At 40.8% G+C, this 19,167-nt stretch carries 14 protein-coding genes; 7 read left to right on the forward strand and 7 right to left on the reverse strand.

The window, feature by feature from the left end; translation table 11 throughout:
- Genes bioA through ABD772_RS05050 form a run of 3 tightly spaced genes read right to left on the reverse strand, consistent with a single transcriptional unit; the run spans position 1 to position 2,680 of the window.
- Positions 1-1,266, reverse strand: a complete 1,266-nt coding sequence (gene bioA, locus ABD772_RS05040) for an adenosylmethionine--8-amino-7-oxononanoate transaminase (RefSeq protein ID WP_345101374.1) — start codon at positions 1,264-1,266, stop codon at positions 1-3.
- A complete protein-coding gene (locus ABD772_RS05045; protein ID WP_345101376.1) occupies positions 1,263-1,703 on the reverse strand; it encodes an NUDIX domain-containing protein in 441 nt (146 codons plus the stop codon). Before ABD772_RS05045 ends, bioA begins: the two co-directional genes overlap by 4 nt.
- Entirely contained in the window at positions 1,703-2,680 is a 978-nt protein-coding gene (locus ABD772_RS05050; protein WP_345101378.1) for a cation diffusion facilitator family transporter, read from the reverse strand. The genes ABD772_RS05045 and ABD772_RS05050 overlap by 1 nt, the downstream gene beginning before the upstream one ends.
- A gap of 147 nt (positions 2,681-2,827) precedes the next feature.
- Here ABD772_RS05050 and ABD772_RS05055 point away from each other — a divergent pair, with 147 nt between their 5' ends.
- The gene (locus tag ABD772_RS05055) at positions 2,828-4,021 is read left to right on the forward strand and encodes a pyridoxal phosphate-dependent aminotransferase (RefSeq protein ID WP_345101380.1); all 1,194 of its coding nucleotides are present in this window, start codon (positions 2,828-2,830) and stop codon (positions 4,019-4,021) included.
- Positions 4,022-4,097: 76 nt separating this feature from the next.
- Here ABD772_RS05055 and ABD772_RS05060 read toward each other — a convergent pair whose 3' ends face one another.
- The 4 genes from ABD772_RS05060 to ABD772_RS05075 form a co-directional block, all read right to left on the reverse strand.
- Entirely contained in the window at positions 4,098-4,652 is a 555-nt protein-coding gene (locus ABD772_RS05060; RefSeq protein WP_345101382.1) for a hypothetical protein, read from the reverse strand.
- A 420-nt stretch (positions 4,653-5,072) separates the two neighbouring features.
- A complete protein-coding gene (locus ABD772_RS05065) occupies positions 5,073-8,240 on the reverse strand; it encodes an efflux RND transporter permease subunit (protein WP_345101384.1) in 3,168 nt (1,055 codons plus the stop codon).
- 25 nt (positions 8,241-8,265) lie between these two features.
- Positions 8,266-9,429, reverse strand: coding sequence for an efflux RND transporter periplasmic adaptor subunit (locus ABD772_RS05070; protein WP_345101386.1), 1,164 nt, complete (start codon positions 9,427-9,429; stop codon positions 8,266-8,268).
- A gap of 50 nt (positions 9,430-9,479) precedes the next feature.
- Positions 9,480-10,817 (reverse strand): TolC family protein, encoded by a 1,338-nt coding sequence (locus ABD772_RS05075; protein WP_345101388.1) that lies wholly within the window; start codon positions 10,815-10,817, stop codon positions 9,480-9,482.
- A 359-nt stretch (positions 10,818-11,176) separates the two neighbouring features.
- Between ABD772_RS05075 and spt the strand changes: the two genes are divergently transcribed.
- From spt to ABD772_RS05105, 6 genes are all read left to right on the forward strand, one after another.
- On the forward strand, positions 11,177-12,385 hold the full coding sequence (gene spt, locus ABD772_RS05080) for a serine palmitoyltransferase (protein WP_345101390.1): 1,209 nt from the start codon (positions 11,177-11,179) through the stop codon (positions 12,383-12,385).
- Positions 12,386-12,465: 80 nt separating this feature from the next.
- Entirely contained in the window at positions 12,466-13,584 is a 1,119-nt protein-coding gene (locus ABD772_RS05085; RefSeq protein WP_345101392.1) for a GNAT family N-acetyltransferase, read from the forward strand.
- The gene (locus ABD772_RS05090; protein WP_345101394.1) at positions 13,581-14,567 is read left to right on the forward strand and encodes an NAD-dependent epimerase/dehydratase family protein; all 987 of its coding nucleotides are present in this window, start codon (positions 13,581-13,583) and stop codon (positions 14,565-14,567) included. Before ABD772_RS05085 ends, ABD772_RS05090 begins: the two co-directional genes overlap by 4 nt.
- A gap of 41 nt (positions 14,568-14,608) precedes the next feature.
- Positions 14,609-15,931, forward strand: coding sequence for an inositol-3-phosphate synthase (locus ABD772_RS05095; protein ID WP_345101396.1), 1,323 nt, complete (start codon positions 14,609-14,611; stop codon positions 15,929-15,931).
- A gap of 2 nt (positions 15,932-15,933) precedes the next feature.
- Entirely contained in the window at positions 15,934-16,401 is a 468-nt protein-coding gene (locus ABD772_RS05100) for a phosphatidylglycerophosphatase A family protein (RefSeq protein ID WP_345101398.1), read from the forward strand.
- Positions 16,402-16,593: 192 nt separating this feature from the next.
- A complete protein-coding gene (locus ABD772_RS05105) occupies positions 16,594-19,152 on the forward strand; it encodes a DUF5686 family protein (RefSeq protein WP_345101400.1) in 2,559 nt (852 codons plus the stop codon).
- Positions 19,153-19,167 lie beyond the last annotated feature (15 nt).

A 19,167-nucleotide genomic window follows, 5' to 3' on the forward strand; every position in this document is an offset into this window, starting at 1 on the left:
TCATATCTCTTCTAGTGCCTGCTCAATTTTGCTGTAAATGTAATTTAAGTCGGCATCGGTTATGCAATATGGAGGTAAAATATAGATAATATTACCCAGCGGGCGCAGAATTATACCGGCCTTTAAAAAGTAATTATACAACCTATCGCGCAACGAACTAAAATAGGAAGTATTATCACCCGTCTCCCACTCCATGGCCACGATGGTACCTGTTTGACGCACCGCTTTTATTTTAGGGTGATTCTTGATACGCTCTGCAAATTTAGCGTGCGAGTTTTTTATGCGCTCAATGTTTTCGGCTGTCGCCGGATCTAAAAACAAATCTAAACTAGCCAATGCTGCAGCACAAGCTACAGGGTTAGCCGTAAACGAATGCCCATGAAACAGTGTTTTTAACTTATCATCCGATAGAAAAACATCGAATATTTGCTGCGTGCATGTGGTGAGCCCTAAAGCCATAGTACCTCCGGTAAGTCCTTTTGAGAAACACATAATATCTGGTTGCTCAGTAATATGATCAGCGGCAAATGGCTTGCCTGTGCGGCCGAAACCGGTAAAAACTTCGTCGTCTATTGTTAGTACACTCTCCTTGCGGCAATGAGCAATCAGTTCATTTAGGTACTGCGCCTCGTACATCAGCATACCACCCGACCCTTGTACCAATGGCTCAAAAATGAAACAGGCTAATAGCGATTTGAGATTTGAGACTTGAGATTTGAGGTCTTCTATATTTTCTTGTGTAGGCAGATCAATAAACTCAACCTCAAACAAGAGCGAATCAAAAGCAGCAGTAAAAGCACTTCGGCCACTTACAGCCATAGCGCCAAAGGTGTCGCCGTGATAAGCATTTTTAAATGCCAGCATTTTGGTGCGGCTCTGGCCCTGGTTATTCCAATACTGCAAACACATTTTTATGGCTACCTCTACCGCCGTGGAGCCATTATCTGAATAAAATACCTTTTGCTGATTGGCCGGTAAAATGGCAAGCAACCGTTCACCCAACTCAACTGCTGCAGGGTGGGTAAAACCGGCAAATATTACGTGCTCCAGTTTTGTCAACTGCTCGGATACCTTCTTTGCTATGTAAGGATGGGCGTGCCCATGAATATTAACCCACCACGATGACACCGCATCAATATATTTTTTGCCGTCCTCGTCAAAAAGTATAGCACCCTCACCCCGTACAATGGGTACCGGCGGTTGGGCCGTTTTCATTTGTGTATAGGGGTGCCAAATTATTTTAAGATCGCGTTCAACTAAATTCATAAGCTTTGTAGTAAAAGTTTTGCAACGTGTTGATCAATTGGAAAAGTGAAATCACCCTCATTCAATTCGCTGAGTTTTATCCACCTGAAAGATTGAAGTGGCTCCATATCGCTATCAAAATCAAAAACATCAGTTTTGATGATCAAGTCAACCGGTGTGGTATTTTGCACCACATAGTACACACTGATGATCTGTGAGTCGTTGAAAGCCGACTTCACAAAAAAATCAGTAGTATAGAAATGATTGACGATCTCGACATCTAAGTTACATTCTTCAACAAACTCGCGCTTTAATCCATCTGTTAATCCCTCACCATATTCCAAGCCACCGCCCGGAAATTTGGTAAAACGCATACCATACTCCTGTTCGTCGCTCACCAGTATTTCCTGGTTAGCATTTATCAGCAAGCCATATACACGTACGTTAAATAGATACATTATTCTTGTTCAAAGTGTTTCTTATTGCGGATAACCCTGTCCATAGTCCATTCAATATCCTCGCGTTTCGGCTCGTACCTAACCGGGCAGTCGGGCATATTACAATAATGGCAGCATTCGGGCAAACAGGGGTCAGCATGAATAAAGAGCTCGGTTTTGGTTGCGTTGGCGTTGATCATTCTATCTACCAACGAAACCTCTTCATGCACTTTATTTAAGTCGAAATAATAAGGTAATGTCAGGTGACAATCAATATGCAGCTCATTACCATACTTTTGCGCTCTTAAATTATGCACATCAATCCAGGCATTGCGCCTGTTGTCACTTAAAAATTTAACTACATTGGTTACCACATCAAAATCTGCTTCGTCCATCAGCCCGCCAACAGATTTTCTGACTAATTTATAGCCGGTAAAGACAATATAAGTACCGACAAGGATAGAAAGGATACTATCCAGCAGGGCTATCCTGGTAAAGTGTATCAACAATAAACCAATCACCAGACCACAGCTGGTAACCATATCCGTTAGCAAATGATGCCCATCTGCCTCGATGGTTATAGATGGAATAGATTTACCCTTACGAGTCATATAATAACCCAAAATGCCATTGATTGCTCCTGTAGCACCAATGATAATGGCACCCAAAACCAGGTCATGTATCACGTTAGGGTGAAATATGCCGTAAGTTGATTTAATGACGATACCGGCACCGGCGATAAAAATCAATGTTCCTTCAATAAAAACCGAAAAGTACTCAATCTTACCGTGTCCATAAGGATGATTCTGATCGCGGGGTTGCGCTGATAAGTAAATGCTGAAAAACGCAAACGAACTTGCTACTACATTGACCACACTTTCTGCAGCGTCAGTCAATACAAAGTTAGAATTGGTTATAAAATAGGCAGTAAACTTAGCCAGCATTAACACAATACCGGTAACAAGCGAAATAAGGATTATCTTCTTTTGTTCTTGCAAAGCGATGGATCAGGCGTCAAATTTAGGGTAATTATACCATAATGCCGAAGCTTGATAAAAGAAAGTAAATAATGCATTACCACTTAAAGCTTTAGTCGTAGCCTTCGGGGTTATTTTCTATATTTGCGCGACAAATAAAAACAAACTATGAGTGCATTAAGTAACAGGATCAACAACCTGTCAGAATCAGCTACTATTAAAATGGCCAAAATGGGCCGCGAACTTGCCGCTAAAGGTATTGATGTAATAAACCTTAGCTTTGGCGAACCCGATTTTAATACTCCACAGCATATTAAGGATGCTGCAAAAAAGGCACTGGATGATAATTATACCTATTATACTCCGGTACCGGGCTACCCTGAGCTGCGCAAAGCTGTTGCTGCCAAGTTGAAGAACGAAAATGGCCTTGATTATGATTTCAGCCAGATCGTTGTTTCAACCGGTGCTAAACAATCAATTGCTAATGTGTTATTTTGCTTAGTTAATCCGGGCGAAGAAGTGATAATCCCTACTCCTTACTGGGTATCATACTCAGAAGTTGTTAAACTGGTTGAAGGTGTATCAGTGTTTATTGACACCACCGTTGAAAGTGACTTCAAAATCACACCAGAGCAATTGGAGGCAGCCATTACACCACAAACTAAACTTTTCATGTTCTCATCGCCATGTAACCCAACCGGCAGCGTTTACAGCAAAGAGGAGTTGGAAGGACTGGCTAAAGTATTTGAAAAATATCCTGATATCTACATCCTGTCTGACGAGATCTATGAGCATATTAACTTTGTTGATAAACATGAGTCAATTGCTCAGTTTGACAGCATTAAAGATCGTGTGATCATTATTAACGGGTGGTCAAAAGGTTTTGCGATGACAGGCTGGCGTTTAGGCTATTCCGCATCAAATAAAGAGATTGCAGCCGCTATTGATAAACTACAGGGGCAAATAACCTCGGGTACTTCGTCTATTACCCAGCGCGCAGGTTTAGCTGCCTATGAGGGTGGTTTAGAAACTGTACTAGAGATGCGTGCAGCTTTCAAAAAACGCCGCGATATCGTTTATAATTTATTGAAAGACATAGATGGCATTAAAGTAAACCTGCCAGGTGGCGCATTCTATTTCTTCCCTAATGTTACCAGTTTTTTTGGCAAAAGCTATAATGGCCGTACAATTACAGACGCCGATGAGCTAAGCATTTACCTGCTGGAAGAAGCCCATGTATCAACTGTTGGCGGTGATTCATTTGGCGACAAAAAATCGATCCGTATGTCGTATGCTGCATCTGAAGAAAAACTGATTGAAGCGATGTCAAGAATTAAAGCTGCTTTAGGAAAATTGGTTTAACCGATTATCATTTTAAAAACAAAGCCCCGATGCGTATGCACCGGGGCTTTGTTTTTCTTGAAGGTTCCCTGTTTTGTTATAACGCAAAGCCATAAGCTATACGTAAGCCTACCAGACCGTAGTTATTGTTTTGACCTGAGAAGTCTTCATAACGTACACCAACGTCCCATTTTTGATTAGCCCAGCCTAAGCCCGGAGATAAGATCAATTTAGTGTCTTTAGCGTATTTAGTCTCAAATCCGGCGCCTGCTTCTGCTGAGAAATATACATTGTTAGAGAAGAAGGCCTTTAAACCTAATTTTACCGGTACTACACCAGTGCTTGCGGCGTCAAAATGGGTAGTTACACCACCTACTGTTGCATCATAATCTTTACCAAAGAAATTGTAATAACCTGAGGTTAGTGTCAATGCAAAGTGATCGCTTGTTCCGTATTGTAAACGGGCAGTCCCACCCAATTCAAAGTTTGAGCCTCCTGGTCCATTGTGTATGTTGCCGGTTGGTGCACCTGCTTCTAATCCAATACCAAAACGCAATTTACTTGCCGGGGTAGTTTGTGCTTTTACAGTAGTTCCGATGAATAGCGCAACACCCGTTAAAGCTGCTGCTGCTAATTTTGTTAACTTTTTCATTGTTGTGTTTCTCTTTAATTGTTAATAGTGATAGATATATGTTAATACCCCAGTTAATCAAATACTTTGCCATTGTGCCATCTTTTTACATTTTTAACACTTGAATAGCTGTACAGGCATACATAATTTTAGCTGATTTTAACAATTGTTAATAGCTTAAATACTAATAATGAGCCTTATACTTGAGTACTTAAAATCAATACGGATTAATTAGCTGCTATCAGGTTGATAGCGGTAATTGCAACAAAATTGCCTGATTTTGTAGGCAATTTGTATGGTACAATTTGTTTTGCGCTCGCTTTTAAAGGCTTAAAGTGTCTTAATATCTATACAAAAACCGGTATCTGGCTATATTAAAAAATGCGCAATAAAAAAGCCCTTAACATTTAGCTAAGGGCGTCTCGAGATTATTAATTTCTATTAGTGAAGTTCGTCGGGGTTTTCTTTATAGTTTTTCTGCAGCTCTGCTAACTTAGCCTTTCCATAAGCAACTTTAGTTATCAGGTAAAATAACACCGGTACTATAAATATCGCTAATGAAGTTGCACCAAGCATACCGCCAAATACGGTCCATCCTATTGTTTTACGTGCTTCGGCACCTGCGCCTGCGGCAAATAATAACGGGGTAACACCAAGTATAAACGCCATTGATGTCATCACAATTGGCCTCAGACGTAGTTTGACAGCTTCAAGCGTAGCCTTTTCTAACTCCATGCCACTGTCCACACGCTCTTTGGCAAACTCAACGATCAGGATGGCATTCTTGGCCGCAAGACCAATGAGTGTAATTAAACCTATCTGTGCATAAATGTTGTCGACGAGCGAAGGCTGGAGTGTCAGGAACAATATCGCACCAAATGCACCCAATGGCACGGCTAACAGTACCGAAAACGGTACTGACCAACTTTCATACAAGGCAGCCAAAAAGAGGAATACGAAACCTATTGATAATGCAAAAATGTAAACTGTTTTAGATCCCGAGAGCTTCTCCTCACGGCTAAGGCCCGAAAACTCATAGCCATAGCCTTGAGGCAGGTTTGTGGCAGCTACTTCTTCTAAAGCTTTTAATGCATCGCCGCTACTGTAGCCTTCTTTAGCATTACCGTCAACTTCGGCAGATCGGAATAAGTTATAATGCGATATTAATGGCGCATTCTCGATCATCTTATAGGATGTTAGCGTGCTTAGCGGTACCATAGCACCACTTGAGTTACGCACAAAGTACTGACCCAGGTTGTACATATTAGTACGATAGTTGGTATCGGCCTGGGCTAACACCCTGAAATTACGTCCATACAAGGTAAAGTCATTAATGTAAGCGCTACCCATATAAGTTTGCAACGCATTATTAATATCTGATAACTGAACGCCCAGACGCTTGGCCTTTTCGCGGTCGATAGTGAGTTGATAAGCCGGTGTACGCGCAGTAAAAAATGAAAATGCTTTGCCAATTTCAGGACGTTTTGAAATAGCTGCAACGAAATTCTTTAATACACTTTCAAAATTTTTAATATCACCCCCAGCTTGTTTTTCTTCTAATATAAATGAGAAGCCGGCCGTAGTACCTAAACCCGGGATAGCAGGCGGTGGTATCACCACGACATTGGCTTCTTTAAACCTGGCGCTTAGCTTAGCTTGCAACACACCTACCAATTGCAGTGACGTTCTTTTCCGGCTGTCCCAGTTTTTCAGCTGTACGAATATGGTAGCACTGTTTGACTTTGTAGCGAAACTTACAACGTTCAATCCACCTAAAGCAGCATAATGTGCCACCTCCGGCACTTTATCAAGGGTATCCATCATCTGATGAAGTACAGCCACTGTACGTTGAGTCGATGAGCCTTCTGGCAAATCGAATGTGATATAGACACGTCCCTCATCCTCTACCGGTATAAAACCCGTTGGTTTACCTTTAAATAACAGTATGGTACCAACTATTATACAAATTAATATGATGACAACAAATTTCGAGTTTTGTATTCCTTTGTGTACACCATTATGATATTTACCGGTAACCCTGTCAAACCAACTGTTAAATCTGAAGAAAAATTTATCTAAACCACTTGATCTTTCGTCCATTTTATGTGGCTTTAGTAACAAAGTACATAATGCCGGTGTTAGGGACAAGGCTACAAAGGCAGAGATCAATACCGATATAGCAATAGTGATTGCAAACTGTTGATACAGCCGGCCTACTATACCCGGTATAAAGCCTACGGGAACGAATACCGCTGCCAGAATCAGGGCAATGGCTATCACCGGTGCAGATATATCGCGCATAGCATGTAAAGTAGCCTCCTTTGGCGAAAGGTTCTTTTGATCCATATAGTGCTGCACAGCTTCAACCACCACAATGGCATCGTCCACTACGATACCAATGGCCAGTACAAACCCGAATAAGGTTAAGGTGTTAATAGTGAAATGTAGGGGAATAAAGAAAATAAATGTGCCTATAATGGATACAGGAATAGCTAATACCGGGATCAAAGTTGTACGCCAGCTCTGTAAAAACAAGAATACCACAATAACCACCAGGAACAGCGCTATAACCAATGTTTCAACCACCTCACGTACGGACACCTTAACTACAGTAACTGATTCAAACGGAACTACATAATCAACGTCAACAGGAAATGACTGTTTAAGTTGCTTCATAGTCGCATATACATTGTCAGCAGTCTCTATTGCATTTGCATTTGGCGCCTGGTAGATCAACAGATAAGATGCTCTTTTGCCATCGACATAAGAGTTGCCGGCGTAGTTAAATTTACCCAGCTCAACCCGGGCAACATCTTTCAGGTGCACAACAGCGCCTGTGCCTGGCTGGGTTCGTACAATCACATTGCCAAACTCTTCTGGTTTAGCTAACCGGCCTTTTACAATTACAGAATATTCAAAGGTTTGTCCGGTTTCCTGCGGTGTTGCACCTATTGTACCGGCTGCTACCTGTGCATTCTGCTCGTTCAATGCAGCCGTTACATCAGCTGGAGTCATTCCCAGGGCGGCCAGTTTATCAGGCTTTAGCCAGATGCGCATACTAAAATCGTCTGCACGCGATATCACATCGCCCACACCTTTGGTACGCAATAAGGCGTCCTTAATGAAGATGTTAGCGTAGTTGTCCAAATAGGTTACGTCATGAGTGCCTTTTGGCGAAAACATTGCAACCAGCATTAAAATACTTGGATTCTTTTTTCTAACAGTTAAGCCCAAACGCTGCACTTCCTGGGGCAAAGTCGGCGTAGCAATGCCAACACGATTTTGCACGTCGAGTGCAGCAATATTAATGTCAGTACCTACCTCAAAATTGGCTGTCATACTTAAAGCACCATTATTGGTGCTGTTACTTTGTAAGTAAGTCATGCCAGGCGTACCATTAACCTGAGTCTCAATAGGGGTGGCAACGGTTTGTTCAACCGTCAGTGCATCGGCACCGGTGTAACTACCGGAAATAGTAACTGTGGGCGGAGTAATTTCCGGATACTGCCCTATCGGTAAACTGGTGATAGCTAAAATACCTACTACAACAATCACAATAGATATAACAATTGCTGTAACAGGTCTTTTTATAAAAGTTTCTGCGATCATTTAAAATATATTTAAGTACCGAAAATTATTTTTTGGCTGGTGTACCAGTACCTGGGGTACCTGATGTCACCATACTACTGTCACGTAGACGTTGCAGCCCTTCGGTAACGACAAGGTCGCCTGCGTTAACGCCCGATACAATAACGACCTTATCGCCCAGCCGCGGACCTATAGCCACTTTATGTTGAAAGGCAATAGTATCCTTTTTTGCCCCGCCTTCTTTTTGCCGGATAGTGGTATCTTTAGCCACAAACACAAAGAATTCGCCCATTTGTTCAGTAACTGCTTTATACGGTATAATAACGCGATTACCTGACTGACTGTTAAGCACTTTTAAGTTTGCGCTCATGCCATCTTTCAATATTGAACGTTCATTAGGGAACTGTACCCGCACTTTAATTGATCCGGTTTGATTATTGACGCCACGATCAATAGCTAAAAGCTTTCCGGGTTTATCATAAGTGGTTACACCGTCGGGTAGTATCAATCTGAAAGTTGAGTCGGTGCTCTTTTTTTGCAGATCATAAAAACGGTTGATATCCTGTTCATTAATCACCACATCGACACCAATTGGGTTTTCGCTTGATACGGTATTTAATAAGGTGGTACCGGCACCAACCTGCGACCCCAACCTAACCTGCGATATACCGATACGACCGGTAACCGGCGCAGTGATTGTGGCATAAGAAAGGTCTGTTTTTGCCGATGCCAAAGCTGCTTTCGCCACAGCAACCTGACCTTTGCTGGTTTCATAAGTCGCCGTTGCCTGATCGACAGTTTGGCGTGCAACTGCGTCATTCTTTAATAGCATATTATAACGATCCAGATCTTTCTTAGCCTTGTCAAGGTTTGCGTTAGCATTGGCTAAATTGGCCTGTGCCTGTGCTATTGCATCCTGAAATTTGCGTCTGTCGATTTCATAAAGCCGCTGACCTTTTTGTACAACATCTCCCTCTTTAAAAAAGATACCTGTTATAAAACCCGATACCTGTGCGCGCAGCTCAACATTATTTAATGACACAACGGTGCCCTGATACTGATCATAATATACAGCGTCGCCCATTTTTGCTACAACCATAGTAACTGACATTGCCGGCGGCGGCCCGTCTTGCTTTGCTGAATTGTCTTTACATGATGCCCATGCTAACATAGCAACCGGGGCTAACCAAAATATGTATCTTTTCTTCATTAGTGTAGCGAGGGTAATAATCTTTAATTTCTTTTTACTATACAATCGTATTATTCTTGTATTTGATCCACTGTAAGTGTTCCCAATGATTTTTTCAGGTCGATTTTACTCGACAATAATTGAAATAATGAGTTATAGTAATTTAACTCTGCGGTACGCAAATCTGACTGCGCCACAATTACGTCCAGGTAAGTTTTTACACCTTCCCGGTATTGCAGGCTAACCACATTATACACATCCTTCGCCAGGTCAACATTTTGTTTCACCGTCTGCCAGGACGTGTAATTACTTTTATAACTCGCTAACGCCTGGGTAAACTGTGTGTTAATAGTGTTTTGTGAATTTACAATATCCAGATCGGCACGCTGAACTTCTAACCGCGATTTGGCCAGATTTTGCAAACGTCGGGTACCCTGGAAAATGGGTAACGCCAAAGACAAGCCAACATAGCCGGTTGGATAAGCGTTGCTGTATAGATCGCCATAATGCTTATTAAAGTAAGCCAGGCTATAGCTGCCATTAGCTGAAAGCGAGGGCAAAAATCCCCAGCGGTAATAGTTTACATTAAGGTTTCTTAGATTTTTCTCTGTTTGCAGTAATTGATACTCAATACGATTATTGTAATTGACAGTTTGATTGGTATCTATATAAGCTTCTTTTTCGTAATTGGTCGAATCGTAAGACAATATGATTTGTTCTTGAGGATTCACACCCATGATCTGTTTTAAATAAGCAAGCTTGGCATTAATGCTTTCAGAAGTTTGTTTACGCAACGCAATCTCATTATTTAATGCAATGGTCGCCTGTTTATAGTCAATTTTATCTACTACACCGGCCTGATATCTGGTATAAGCATCTTTCAAACTCCGTTGCAGGCGGGTTATATCTTCATTAACTATATTTAGCTGTTTTTGAGACAAAAGTACATCATAAAACGCCTTGCTGACATCGGACACCACATTGATTTGGGTGCTCATTGTATTTTGCTGATAATATAAGCGTGAGTAGTTGGCTGTTTTGGATGCTAACAACACGTCATTATTATATATTACCTGGCTGGCCTGTAAACCCAGGCTTGAAAATTCATCAATAGGCGAAACAATTCCAGGCGTGGTTGAAGCTACCGGGCTACCTTTAAAGTAATGATTATAAGTGCCGGTCGAATTAATTTGAGGTAACCAGCCTGATAAACCGATACGGATATCCCGCTCATTGATCTGCTGGTCAATCGCAGCCTGCCTTACTGCGGGTTGATTGCGTAATGCAAAAAGTATGCTCTGCTTTAAAGTAATAACACTGGGTATAGTATCTGCAGGCTGTTGGGCGAAAACACTTGCAGCATTAAAAAAGACACAGTTAATTATCAACAATAAATATTTTTTTTTCATAAGTAGAAATGATCGGCAGATCAAGTAAACATAAAAACAAAAGGTCAAGCTGGCCTTGCTATTGGTTTAAACTTTCGGGAGTGCGAATATCGCCTTATAAACATATATTGTTAGCAGCGCCACAACATTTTTACTTAAATTCTACAATCAAATACCGGGGCGCCAGCCTTTCTATATTATTTTGAAAAAAAATGAAAAGTATAGGCCTGAAATAAATAAAAAATTTAATTAATTTGCCGATTGAGAAGAGCAGCACACCTTCATTAATAAGGCAGGTGTTAAAAAAAATTACAGACTTAATATAGGTTATAAACTTATTCATGGTATTTTTACAAAAAATTTAAGCAGGGTTAATATACATGGTTAAAAAACTACATGAGAAAATTGCGCAATTTAAAGATGCGGCAATGATCAGGGAGAAAGGACTGTACCCGTATTTCAGACCTATCGAGTCTGCACAGGATACGGAGGTGATAATAGATGGTAAACGCGTGTTAATGTTCGGATCAAACTCTTATCTGGGATTAACGAATCACCCTAAGATCAAAGAAGCATCAAAAAAAGCAATTGATAAATATGGAACAGGCTGCGCGGGATCAAGATTTTTAAATGGCACGCTTGACATTCATATTGAACTTGAAAACCGGTTAGCCGCTTTTGTTGGTAAAGAAGCCGCAGTGTTATTTAGCACAGGGTTTCAGGTTAACTTAGGTGTGCTGTCATGCGTTTCGGGCCGTAATGATTATTTGATATTAGATGAATTTGATCACGCTTCGTTAATTGATGGCAGCCGTCTTTCATTTTCAAAGGTTATCAAATATGCACACAATGACATGGCCGATTTGGAACGCAAATTAAGTTTGCTGCCTGAAGAAGCCGTAAAAGTAATTGTTGTCGATGGTATTTTCAGCATGGAAGGTGATATTGCTAAATTACCTGAAATTACTCAACTGGCAGATAAATACGGCGCTAATATTATGGTTGATGATGCCCACAGTTTAGGTGTTATTGGTCATAAAGGTGCCGGCACCGCCTCGCACTTCGGCTTAACTGACGAAGTTGACCTGATCATGAGTACCTTCAGTAAATCATTAGCCTCATTGGGTGGTTTTATTGCCGCCGATGCCGATACGATTGATTATATGAAACATCGTGCACGCTCATTAATGTTCAGTGCAAGCATGACACCTGGTTCCGTAGCCAGCGTAATTGCCGCGTTAGACATTATCGAGTCAGAGCCTGAGCGTATCCAGAAACTTTGGGATAATACCAACTACGCTATGAAACTTTTGTTGGACGAAGGTTTTGATCTTGGCCCAACAGAAAGCCCTATCTTACCTATTTATGTAAGAGACAACGACAAAACTTTCCTGGTAACTAAACACCTGCAATCATCAGGCGTATTTGTTAACCCGGTAGTGTCACCAGCCGTGCCTTCAGATTCGTCTCTATTGCGTTTCTCGTTAATGGCAACCCATACCTTTGAACAGATTGAAGAAGCTGTTGAGAAAATTACCAAAGCATTTAAAGATGTGGGCGTGGTAATGGGCGTTAAAGAAAGAATATAATTATCAGCAATATAGGATGCGGCCATTTAACAGATGGCCGCATTTTTTTATACTCATAGTCATAAACCATGGCATCCCGCATGAAAAGAATAGTACCGGTAAATTCCAAAAAAGAACTCGCAGCATTTATTGATTTCCCTCATGATCTTTACCAGGGCGACCCAAACTATGTGCCTGAATTATTCATAGCCCAACGTGATCTGTTAACTAAGCATCCTTTTCATAAACACAATAAATTGCAGTGCTTTTTAGCTTTTGATGGCGATAAAATAGTTGGCCGTATAGCTGCTATCCTTAATAATGCGCATAACGAGTACAACCATGTTAATGATGGTTTTTGGGGATTTTTTGATTGTATAAATGATCAGGAAACTGCCAAGCTGCTTTTTAAAACAGCTGCCGATTGGCTAAAAGAACAGGAAATAACCGGCAAATTTATCGGCCCGGTAAACTTTTCTACTAACGAAGCTTGTGGTTTATTGATCAAAGGATTTGACAGCCCGCCGGTGCTAATGTTTACTTACAATGCTCCTTACTATATCGACCTGGTTGAGAAAGCCGGATTTGATAAACAGATAGATTTGATAGGCTGGCATTGGGAAGGTCAGAATTATGACGATAAGTCGGTTAAATTATTAGATGCTCTGCAAGAACGTCTAAAACGCAGTAATGTCGTTATCCGTAAAGTAAACCTAAAAGACTTTAAAAATGAGACCATCAAATTGCGCGAAGTTTATAACAGCGCCTGGGATAAAAATACCGGCTTCGTGCCGCTTACCGATGACGAGTTTGATTGGTTGGCTAAGGATCTCAAACTGATCCTGGATCCTGATTTTGCTTTGGTAGCTGAACAAGACGGTAAGGTAGTAGGTTTTGCAGTTGCGTTACCAGATTACAATAACATTTTTCAAACCATAAAAAAAGGCCGCTTGTTTCCTACCGGCTTATTTAAACTATTGTTTGGCAAAGGCAAAATCCGGGGCATCCGGATTTACGCCCTGGGTGTTGTTGAAGGATACCGCAAACTGGGAATTGAGGCTGTTTTATATGGCACCATAATTAAAGAATACAAACGTAAAGGTTACGATTATGCCGATGCCGGCTGGACACTGGAAAATAATATCATGATCAATAAGGCAATTGAGGCTATTAAAGGAGACCCCTATAAAACATACCGCATCTACGAAAAAGCGATATGAAGGAAAAGGTTTTAATAACCGGGGCAAGCGGATTTGTTGGATACCATCTGATTACCGAAGCTTTACAGAATAATCTGGAAGTGTATGCAGCAGTCAGGAAAAATAGTAAAACCGGACATCTTAAGGATTTTAATATTGAGTATGTCTATTTAGACTACTCGGATGTCGATGCGCTTAAAGCTGAGCTATCAGAAAAGCAATATTCATATATTATTCACGGGGCTGGTGTAACCAGGGCAATCTCAGAAACTGAATATAATAAAGTAAATGCCGAATACACCGCAAACCTTGCGCAGGCTGCTTTAGTTTTGGGTGATACATTAAAAAAGTTTGTGCTGATAAGTAGTTTGGCTGCGATAGGCCCTTTAAAAACTTTACCCGGTATCATCACCGAAGACTCCTACCCTAACCCTATCACCGCTTATGGGCGGAGTAAGCTGTTAGCAGAAAAAATGCTGAAAGCTGTTAACGGATTAAATTACACCATATTAAGGCCAACTGCGGTATACGGACCCCGCGATACGGGAATATTTATCTTTTTTAAACAGGTAAGCAATTGCCTGGAACCTTATATTGGTAATATCGAGCAAAAATTAAGCTTTATATATGTAACCGACCTGGCTAAAGCCGCTGTAAATGCACTGCATAGAGGCGATAGGAAAACCTATAATCTGTCTGACGGGAATTTCTATGACCGGCATGAATTGGGTACGCTTACCAAGACTATTTTGAACGTAAAAACGTTGAAGTTTCATCTTTGGGTAAATTTTGTAAAATTAATTGCCGGCATTTCAGAAAAAGTAAGTTCTTTGAGGAACACTGCCCCTATTTTAAATCTGGAGAAACTGGAGGAATTAATAGCCGTCAATTGGTCATGCAGTAATGAACTGGCCAAACAGGATCTTGGATTTGACCCGCAATACCCCTTAGCCGAAGGTTTAAAAGAAACCTTACAATGGTATAAGGATAATAAGTGGATATAACCCCCAAATAATACCATCAATCTACATTTTAACATTAAAACATGAAAAGCAACATTAAACCTGCCGAAGGCAAACTTGGTATTTTGCTACCGGGATTAGGAGCAGTGGCAACTACATTAATTGCCGGAGTTGAAGCCGTAAAAAAAGGGTTGGCCGAACCTATAGGTTCACTTACCCAAATGGGCACCATCCGTTTAGGCAAACGTACAGAAAACCGCCGTCCAAAAGTTAAGGACTTTGTGCCATTGGCCGACCTGAATGATATTGTTTGGGGTGGCTGGGACGTATTTGAAGATAACGTTTACGAATCTGCAATGAATGCAAAGGTACTTGATGCCGGTTTGCTTAACTCGGTAAAAGACGAGTTACAGAAAATCAAACCGATGAAAGCGGCCTTTGATAAAAATTATGCAAAAAACTTAACAGGTACTCACGTTAAAACCGGCACCCGGTATGAGCTGGCTCAGCAGGTGATAGCTGATATTCAAAACTTTAAAGAAGCTAATGACCTTGAACGCGTAGTTTTAGTTTGGTGCGGTTCAACCGAGATCTACTACGAAGCATCAGACGTACACACCACTTTAGATAAATTTGAGGCGGGTTTAAAAGCCGATGATAAATTGATCGCGCCAAGCATGATCTACGCTTATGCGGCTTTAAAATTGGGTATTCCGTTTGCTAATGGTGCCCCTAACCTAACTGTCGATATTCCTGCCTTGATTGACCTGGCTAGAGAAACCAACACGCCTATCGCAGGTAAAGACTTTAAAACTGGTCAAACTTTAATGAAAACCGTTTTGGCACCCGGCTTAGCTGCCAGGTCATTAGGGGTGAGCGGCTGGTTCTCGACCAACATACTGGGTAACCGCGACGGCTTGGTATTGGATGATCCGGATAACTTTAAAACTAAAGAGGTGTCTAAACTGGGTGTATTAGAAGATATCTTCAAACCAGAAGAAAACCCCGAATTATATGGCGATATCTACCATAAGATCCGCATTAATTATTACCCTCCGCATGGTGATAACAAAGAGAGCTGGGATAACATCGATATATTTGGTTGGTTGGGTTACAAGATGCAGATCAAGATCAATTTCCTGTGCCGCGATTCGATCCTGGCTGCCCCTATCGCATTAGACTTAGCTTTATTTAGCGATTTTGCTAAACGGGCTGGAATGAGCGGTATTCAGGAATGGCTGTCATTCTACTTAAAATCGCCACAAACTGCCCCGGGTTTACCTGCCGAAAGCGATATATTTAAACAACTGATAAAACTGGAAAACACGTTGCGCTACTTAATGGGCGAAGATCTGATTACTCACCTGGGTTTAGATTATTACGAAGAACTGGTTGAAGCAAAATAATTATGCTGTTTCATAAACTGGCCGCTACTGTTTTTGGCATTGGTTACTTAGGTAAGGGTGTTGGCACGGTAGCGGCCTTTTTTGCTGCTGTAGTTTGGTATTTTTTATTTCGCGATGCCAATCCGGCTTTAATTTCTTCCCTCCTTCTTACTTTTGTGGTTACCGCGTTAGGAGTTTGGAGCGGTAATAAAGTTGAACCCATTTGGGGTAAAGACCACAGCCGGGTTGTAATTGACGAAGTAGCCGGCTTATTTGTCAGTGTCCTTTTTGTACCTGCGACTTTACAATATCTCATTGCAGGATTTATACTTTTCAGATTTTTTGATATTGCCAAACCCCTTCTCATCCGCAAATTAGAGGCGCTGCCCGGCGGCTGGGGTGTTATGGCTGACGACATGCTGGCGGGAATTTATGCTAACATCATTTTGCATGTCATCATCTGGCTCAATTTGCTAAATGTCAAATTTTAGTAAAACCTGCTGATTTTTATCAACAGAGCGCCTTATTTGACTTTTTGACCACAGAAGTCTATTGTATTTATTTACCTTTGCACCCGTTTTCAAACGCACTTCAAGTTTGTAACTATGACTTATAATTCTTATCAAATAAGCATAGTAAATAAAATAAGCACTTGTTAAAGTGAGTTTGTATAAAGGATGTACATGGATTTTAAAAGTTTATTAAGAAAGCTTTCGTTTACCGCTTTCTTGTTATTTTATACTTCTGCTTTATTTGCCCAACTTACCCGTGTTACTGGTGTTGTGACTGATGGCGGCTCAAAAAAAAATGAGACTATGCCATACGTTAGTGTAGGTTTTGCGGGTACCACTATAGGTGCACCAACCAACAGTGCTGGTCGCTATTCTATAACAACAGATAAGCCTGTTAAGCAAATAAAGGCCAGTTTTGTTGGTTATAAAGATGCATTTATCAATATCAAACCCGGCATATCTCAGGTTGTTAATATTAGATTGATGCCGGTAGAAACCGAATTAACCGAGGTTAAGGTAAAGGCCGCTAAGAAACAAAAATATCGTAACAAAGGTAATCCTGCGGTCGAACTGATCAGGCAAGTAATTGCTCACCGTGACCTCAATCGCCCCGAAGCTTATAACTATGTTGAATATAAAGAGTATGATAAAATGATGTTCTCTATAGCTAATTTGTCGGATAAAATTGCCAATAAAAAGTTCCTGCAAAAGTACAAGTTCGTCCTTGAAAATCGTGACAGTACTACTGTTCCTGGTAAATCATTATTACCGTTGTATCTGGACGAAAAGCTATCCCAATATTATTATCGCAAAAATCCTGAGAAAGAAAGAACGGTTATATTAGGTACACGCACAGTTGATTATGGTGGCTCAATAGACAAAGAAGGTATAACAGAACTTTTTAAATATATGTATGCCAAGGTTGATATCTATGACAATAGCATCAACCTGATGACTAATAATTTTTTAAGTCCGATAGCAAATGGCGGGCCTACATTTTATAAGTATTTTATAACTGATACGGTTACCACTGACAATGGACAGAAACTGGTTGAATTGAGCTTTACGCCGCGTAACCTGCAGGACATGTTATTTGAGGGTAAGATATACATCACGCTGGACAGCAATTATGCCGTACAACGGGCCAAATTAGGTATTAACAAAAACATCAACTTAAACTTTGTTAAGTCGATGGGTATTACCCTGGAATTTGAGCAAAACCCTGATGGCCGTTACCATCTTAGTAAAAGCACTAATCTTGCAGATTTTGGTGTTAATAAAAATAAGAATGGCGGCTTGTTTGGTATCAGAACCCTTGTTTACAAAAATTATGCGGTAAATAAGCCCCGGCCCGACACCGCCTATAAAAAGGGCGTCGAAGACGCCGTTGTTTCTAATGAAGTTTCGCATCGGAGCGAACTGTTCTGGCAGCAAAACCGGCTGGACACATTGACTACTGCCGAGGCAAAAGTTTATAAAAACATCGACAGCTTATCGCACATGAAGTCTTTCCAACGTACGTTGGACATCGCTACATTTTTGCTTGCCGGCTATAAATCGTTTAACTGGTTTGAAGTGGGGCCGTCGAACGCATTTTATAGCTTTAACCCAATTGAGGGTTTAAAGTTAAGGTTAGGTGGACGTACTACTCCTGAATTGAGCAAACGTTATTATTTTGAAACTTACGCTGCCTACGGTTTTAAAGATGAAAAATGGAAAGGCTTTTTGAGCGCTACGTATTCGCTTAATGATAAATCTATTTACAAGTTTCCGCAGAACTATATCAGGGCTAGCTTTAACCGCGATACTAAAATTCCGGGTGCTCAGTTACGATTTGTACAACAGGATAACTTTTTGCTGTCATTTAAACGTGGCGAAAACGACAAGTATTTGTATAATGATCTTTATAAATTTGACTATGTACATGAATATGAAAACCACTTTTCCTATACACTGTCGCTAAACAAATTAACGCAATCGCCTGCGGGTTCACTATATTTCACCAATAACGCCGGGCGAATCAATAACCTCACGACTGCAGAAGCATCATTAAACCTGCGCTATGCGCCGAATGAGCAGTTTTATCAAGGTAAGATATATCGGGTGCCTATCCCAAGTAAGTATCCGGTGATTAGCTTTGATTATACTAAAGGTTTCAAAGATATCGTAGGCGGTTCTTACAATTATCAAACGGTACATGCCCGCATAGACAGGCGCACCTACTTGTCGCAGTTGGGTTATGCCGATGCCTTTATTGAGGGTGGCAAAATATTTGGCCAGGTGCCTTATCCGTTATTAAACATTTTCCACGCAAATCAAACTTATGCTTACGACCTGTACTCATATAACTTGATGAACTTTTTGGAATTTGTAAGTGATAGATATGTAGCTGTGAACATTGACCAACACTTTATGGGTTTCTTTTTTAATAAAATCCCACTATTTAAAAAACTAAAATGGCGCGAAGTTGCTTCATTTAAAGCCATATACGGTCAGCTAAGTAATGACAATAACCCTAACCTGCACCCTGACCTATATCAGTTTCCGGTTAGAAGTGATGGAACACCTATCACCTATTCGTTGGGTAAAACACCCTACATCGAAGGTAGTATTGGTGTAGAAAATATTTTTAAATTTATACGCATCGATTTGGTGAAGCGATTTAATTATCTGGATCATCCGGATGTATCCCAATTCGGTGTACGCGCAAGGGTAAAACTTGATTTTTAACACCCGACAATAATA

This window comes from Mucilaginibacter panaciglaebae, from assembly GCF_039539265.1.
Lineage (GTDB): Bacteria > Bacteroidota > Bacteroidia > Sphingobacteriales > Sphingobacteriaceae > Mucilaginibacter > Mucilaginibacter panaciglaebae.